Source organism: Acidobacteriota bacterium (assembly GCA_029861955.1).
Taxonomy (GTDB): Bacteria; Acidobacteriota; Polarisedimenticolia; order Polarisedimenticolales; family Polarisedimenticolaceae; genus JAOTYK01.
Window position 1 is genome coordinate 1 of the sequence record JAOTYK010000077.1, and the last position, 5,472, is coordinate 5,472.

The 5,472-nt window shown below is 63.8% G+C and carries 7 protein-coding genes; 1 reads left to right on the forward strand and 6 read right to left on the reverse strand.

Going from position 1 to position 5,472, the window contains the following annotated elements; all coding sequences use genetic code 11:
- The 6 genes from guaA to mtnP all read right to left on the reverse strand — a co-directional run.
- Window positions 1-1,307, reverse strand: a 1,307-nt coding sequence (gene guaA / locus OES25_17335; GenBank protein MDH3629402.1) for a glutamine-hydrolyzing GMP synthase, incomplete at its 3' end; no start/stop codon positions are given.
- A 10-nt stretch (window positions 1,308-1,317) separates the two neighbouring features.
- Window positions 1,318-2,358 (reverse strand): DNA polymerase III subunit delta, encoded by a 1,041-nt coding sequence (gene holA, locus OES25_17340; GenBank protein MDH3629403.1) that lies wholly within the window; start codon window positions 2,356-2,358, stop codon window positions 1,318-1,320.
- Entirely contained in the window at window positions 2,358-2,882 is a 525-nt protein-coding gene (gene lptE, locus OES25_17345) for an LPS assembly lipoprotein LptE (GenBank protein ID MDH3629404.1), read from the reverse strand. Before lptE ends, holA begins: the two co-directional genes overlap by 1 nt.
- Window positions 2,879-3,310: a transcription antitermination factor NusB gene (gene nusB / locus OES25_17350; GenBank protein MDH3629405.1), complete on the reverse strand. Its 432-nt coding sequence runs from the start codon at window positions 3,308-3,310 to the stop codon at window positions 2,879-2,881. Before nusB ends, lptE begins: the two co-directional genes overlap by 4 nt.
- A 9-nt stretch (window positions 3,311-3,319) precedes the next feature.
- Window positions 3,320-3,793 (reverse strand): 6,7-dimethyl-8-ribityllumazine synthase, encoded by a 474-nt coding sequence (gene ribH, locus OES25_17355; protein ID MDH3629406.1) that lies wholly within the window; start codon window positions 3,791-3,793, stop codon window positions 3,320-3,322.
- A gap of 49 nt (window positions 3,794-3,842) precedes the next feature.
- Window positions 3,843-4,715 carry an S-methyl-5'-thioadenosine phosphorylase gene (gene mtnP / locus OES25_17360; protein MDH3629407.1) on the reverse strand — a complete coding sequence of 291 codons (873 nt, stop codon included), beginning with the start codon at window positions 4,713-4,715 and terminating at the stop codon, window positions 3,843-3,845.
- Window positions 4,716-4,917: 202 nt separating this feature from the next.
- Between mtnP and OES25_17365 the strand changes: the two genes are divergently transcribed.
- The coding region (locus OES25_17365) for a hypothetical protein (GenBank protein ID MDH3629408.1) at window positions 4,918-5,472 on the forward strand (555 nt) is incomplete at its 3' end.

Sequence of the window (5,472 nt, forward strand, 5' to 3'; positions counted from 1 at the left end):
GCCGTGTTCTCGTACAATCCGGACTCGCGGAGTTCGTCCATGAAGATCGCGTCGGCCGCCTGCAGGAGTGCAACGCGCTCTGCCGTGACCTCCCCGAGGATTCGCACGGCGAGTCCCGGTCCCGGAAACGGGTGACGCCAGACGAACTCGTGACTGAGTCCCAGCACCTCACCCAGCTGACGAACCTCGTCTTTGAACAGATCTCGTAGCGGCTCGACGAGTTCCAACTCCATCCGCTCGGGGAGTCCGCCGACGTTGTGATGGGTCTTGATGGTGGCCGACGGTCCGCGAACCGACGCCGACTCGATCCTGTCGGGGTAGATCGTTCCCTGGGCCAGGAAACGGATGTTGCCGAGTTCGCGGGCTTCCGACTCGAAGACCTCGATGAACGTCTCGCCGATCGCCTTGCGCTTCTCCTCCGGCTCGTCGAGACCGGCGAGCCTCCCGAGAAACCGATCGGCCTCATCGGCGTAGCGAACATCCAGGTGATAGCCATCACGGAACGAGGTCAGGACCTGATCGGATTCGCCTTTGCGGAGCACGCCGTTGTTCACGAAGATGCAGGTCAGTCGATCCCCCAGCGCTCGATGCAGCAACAGAGCCATGACCGACGAGTCGACACCCCCCGACAGGCCACAGACGACACGCTCATCGCCGACCTGTTCGCGGATCGCCTCGATCGCCTGCTCGACGAAGGACTTGAGGGACCACTCGCCGGAGCAACCGGCGATTTCGAAGAGAAAGTTGTGCAGAATCTCTTTGCCCTGTTGAGTGTGAACCACCTCCGGATGGAACTGCACCCCGTAGAGCGCCCGATCCGTGTTTTCGACGGCGGCAAACGGTGCCGCATCCGACGCCGCCGTCACCTCAAATCCATCGGCGAGCCGCAGCACCCGATCGGCGTGGCTGGCCCAGACGTTCTGACTGGCATCGAGGCCGTGGAACAGCCTACTCCGTGCCCCACCCACCTGGACCACCGCCGGCCCGAACTCGCGGTCCCCTGCCGGCTCCACCTCTCCGCCCAGGTGATGCATCATCCATTGCATTCCGTAGCAGATCCCAAGAACCGGGACACCGAGCTCGAAGACCCGAGTCGATGGTCTCGGCGCATCGTCGTCGTAGACCGAACAGGGTCCACCGGAGAGGATGACCGCGACGACCTTCGTGCTATCCCCCGTCTCCAACGCGTCGTCAAAACGGCGGACCTCACTGTAGACACCGAGCTCTCGCACGCGACGCGCGATCAGCTGGGTGTACTGGCCACCGAAATCCAGAATCAGGACCATCTCGTCGCCGTGGGCGGTCACGTGTAAAACCTCACTCTTCGATCAACGTCTGCATGAGCGTCTCGAGGACCGTCGAACCCTTGAGCGAACGACTCTTGAGACAACGGTCGGCGTGAGACAGAGCCGCCGGAAACGCCAGTACTTCTTCCATCCGATACCGCCCGATGCTTCGGCGCAGAGTCTCCTTCTGCTGCCCGTAGGCATCCTGCAACGCCCTGGCCTCGGGCATCCCCCCCGCGATCCGGGCGCGGGCGGCCAACATCTGTCGCGCCCGCCACGCCAGCCCGCCGACAAGTCGGATCGGCTCTTCCCCGGCCGACGCGAGGCGTCGAACCGAGGCCAGCGCACGCTTGAGGTCGCGGTCGGCGAACGCATCGGCCAACTCCCAACCACTGAGAAGATCGCTCCCTCGTATCACCTCACGCAGGTCGTCGACGGTGATACGGCGTACGTCGCGATCCCCCATCCACGTGGACATCTTCTCGATCTCTCGCTCGACGCGATACATGTCTCCAAGACACGCAGCACTGAGGAACGAGACGGCCTCACGGTCGATCTCTACGCCGTGCTGAGCCGCCAGCGCTCGGATGTCGTTGAGCTTGCCGCTATCGAACGGAGCGCTCTCGGCAAAGTTGTAATGCCGACCCACCTGGGTCAAAGCCTTGTGGAGCTTCCGTCGCATGTCGAGCTTGCCACCCTTGATCACCACGTAAGACCCATCGGGTGGACGCTCGCTGTACTCGACGAGTGGGGCGGGCTCCCCTTCCAGGAACGCGGCATCGTGGACCCACACCACGCGAATTGGCGAGAACATCCCGACGCTACGCGCTGCCGAGACGATCTGACCGACTTCGTGCTTGCCCTCGGCAATCACCCGGGTCGACATCGAATCGTCGCCACCGGAGTCGGCGTCCGGACACAGTCGTCGGATCAGAGCGCGCTCCGCCCGATCTCGATACCAGGCGTCCTCACCCGTGATCAGCGTGACACCGGCCGGCCAGGGCTTCTCGAGGTCGGCGCGAAACTTCTCGAGAACCGTCCCGGCGGGAACGGCGCGGGTTCGTCGCGCCATCAGAACCCCTCGAAGATGGAGGTGATGACGGCACCTCCGGCGCCACGCGCGATGCTATCCAGGGCGATGGTCTCCTGGTCGAAGAACTCGCCCGTATCCGGCACGTCAAACTGCTCCTTGAACACGAGGCCTGACTGGCTCCAGAGCAGAACATCGTCGGCAACGGTTCGGAGTGTCGCGGCGATGAGAACCTCGGCCTCGATTCGCGTCGCACGACCGGCGTCGCTGAACTGGACCGGTCGCGTCACGTAGCTTGTGACGGCTCCTTCCAGGACCGCATCCGCGGAGGTCTTCTGTGTCACCACGTCAAAGCGTCCGCGCTTGGCAAGTTCGCCCGCAACTTCCTCGGTGATGCGTTGCTCGATCTCCGGTCGGTTCGTGCGGTTCTCGAACGGGAGCACTGCAATGACATGGACCGTATTCGGGATGACGGAGTTACTGGCCGAACCGGCAAGACGATACCCGCAGCCGGTCGTCATCCCCGACAGGACCAGCCCCACGACAAGAAGTCGTCGGCCGATCACGACGCACCGTCTCTAGAGTCGCGACCGGGCGTTGCTCGTCGTGCTGCGTCGAGGACGCCGTTGATGAAGGAACCGGATTCGTGACTTCCGTACTTCTTGGCGACCTCGATCGCTTCATCGATGACCACCGCCGGTGGAGTCTCCGGCGAGTGAATCAACTCCCAGAGGGCGATTCGCAGGACGTTACGGTCGACGACGGCCATCCGCTCCAACCGCCAGTTCTTGGCAAGCTCCCCCAACTGACGATCGAGATCGCCCAACTCTTGCGTGACGCCGGAGACGAGGGTCTCGGCGAAGTGGACCACCTCGTCGGCGGCGTTCTGTGCCTCCCAGAAGGTCGGGAAGACCTGCTCCGGAGTCACATCCGTCACATCGATCTGGAACATCATCTGCAGCGCGTATTCTCGACCTCGGCGTCGTTGCCCCACGATCGACTCCTACCCGCCGGCGGTCTTGATGAGACGGGCCATTTCGATGGCGACAAGTGCGGCGTCTACGCCCTTGTTCCCCTTGACCCCGCCGCTGCGTGCGTGGGCCTGTTCGACGTTGTCGGTCGTCAACACGCCGTAGGAGACCGGGCGATGATGACGCAGGGCGACGTCACCCAATCCACGCGTCGTCTCCTGACAGATGTAATCGAAGTGCGGCGTCTGCCCACGAATCACGGCGCCGAGCGCGATGACGGCATCCGGTGCGAAGTCGCTACGCAACAGGGACTGGCAGGCGAGAGGGAGCTCGAACGCACCGGCCACCGAGACGACCCGTTGTTGACTGTCTTCACAGCCATGACCGCACAGGGTTTCGACGCAGGCAGACAGGAGCTTGTCGGTGATCGGTTGGTTGAATCGGGATACCGCGATGCCGATACGGAGGCCGCTTGCATCGGGGCCTGACGAGGCGGAGTGGCTCAACGTGACCTCGCTCCCAAATTCTGAGTATAGAAAGCCGCAGAAAACACTGTCAAGATTTGTCCTCGAGAACTCGCGCAAGAATCGGGGCGAGCCGTTCCCGAGTCTCCGGCGAGAGGGTGTGATGCGGGGTCAGGATCGCGCCGTCGAGGGCGGTGGCGCAGGCACACGACCACTCACCGGCCAGCTTCGGCAGCGTGTCGATCAGGAGCGCCTCCGCGGCCTCCCCATTGGCTCTGAGGGTCTCGAGAAGCCCCTCCACGCTCACATCGTCTTCCTCTTCGTGCCAGCAATCGAAGTCCGTGACCAAGGCCAGGGTCGCGAAGCAGATCTCGGCCTCACGACAGAGACGCGCCTCCTGGATGTTGGTCATTCCGATGACGTCGACGCCCCAGCTTCGAAAAAGGGCGGATTCTGCCCGGGTCGAGAACGCCGGCCCTTCCATGCACAGGTAGGTGCCCCCCACGTGCAGGACGTCCGCCAGCTTCCCGGCCGCTTTCTGGACCGCCGTCGCGAGGCGGCCACAGGTGGGATCGGCCAGAGAGACGTGGGCCACGATGCCGTCCCCGAAGAAGGTGGACGGACGCCCGTGGGTGCGGTCGATGAACTGGTCGACCAGCACCATGTGGCGGGGAGGCATCGACTCCCGCATCGAGCCGACGGCGGAGATCGAGAGGACCTGCCGGACACCGAGGGATTTGAGGGCCCAGATATTGGCCTGGAATGGGATTTCGCCGGGGAGCAAGTGATGCCCCTGGCCGTGGCGGGCCAGGAATGCCATCCGACGGCCCTCCAACGTTCCCAGATGGATCCGGTCCGATGGGGCCCCATAGGGGGTCTCGACCTCGACTTCTTCGATCTCGGTCAGCCCTGCGATCTGGTAGAGACCGCTGCCGCCCAGGACTGCCAAGTCTATAGGGGTCAACTTTTTACGCCTTGTCGAAGAAGCTCGAGAGGGTGGCTAGGATGCCCGAAAACAGCATTATTCGGCGGGACCTCGTCGATGTCAACGCGAGAACCCATCCTGAGGTGCCACACCATTGTTACTTTCTGCTTGCGGGCTGTCGAAAGGGCGGTAGTTTCCATGTGAAACCGAAACGGTACATAGTTGGAAGACGGCCACGCATATGGGCTTTCAGCAACCACACATATCGAGAGTTCTCGCAGGACTTGCCCTGGGGCTTGGGTCGGTCACGATCCTCCTGTGGTGGACACCGGACGAGCTACGGGGTGCGTTGGAGACCCACGGACCGACGGCTGCGCTGCTGGCGGTCCTGGCAGGGATCTGTGGCGCCCTGGCCGCCCGACGATCCAGGACCCGACCCGTCCGGCTCGCCATGACCCCGATCGTCTGTGCTCTCCTGCTCCTGCCCTCCCCCCTCTCCTGGGCTGTGATGGGGGTCGCCGCGCTCGTCGGACTGGGACGGGGCATCGCCGGCCGAGATCATCTCGGGCCGCTGCAGATCGGGATCCTCCTGGCGAGTAGCTCGATCACCGCAAGCCTGCTGCAGGCGTTGCCCTGGAGCCTGGCGATCGAGGCCCCCGCCGGCTTGCTCCGGGTCATGCCGCCGTTCCTGATTTTCCTGGTCTCCACGCTGGTCCTCGGAACCCTTGCCGGACTGTTACCGGGTCGACCGCTCCCGGCGTTCGAGGGGGCCGCGGCCCGACGAATCATGTTCGAG

Bases quoted from the DNA above. Each gene is read 5' to 3' on its own strand.
- holA (MDH3629403.1), bottom strand. From the start codon at position 2,358: ATGGCGCGACGAACCCGCGCCGTTCCCGCCGGGACGGTTCTCGAGAAG.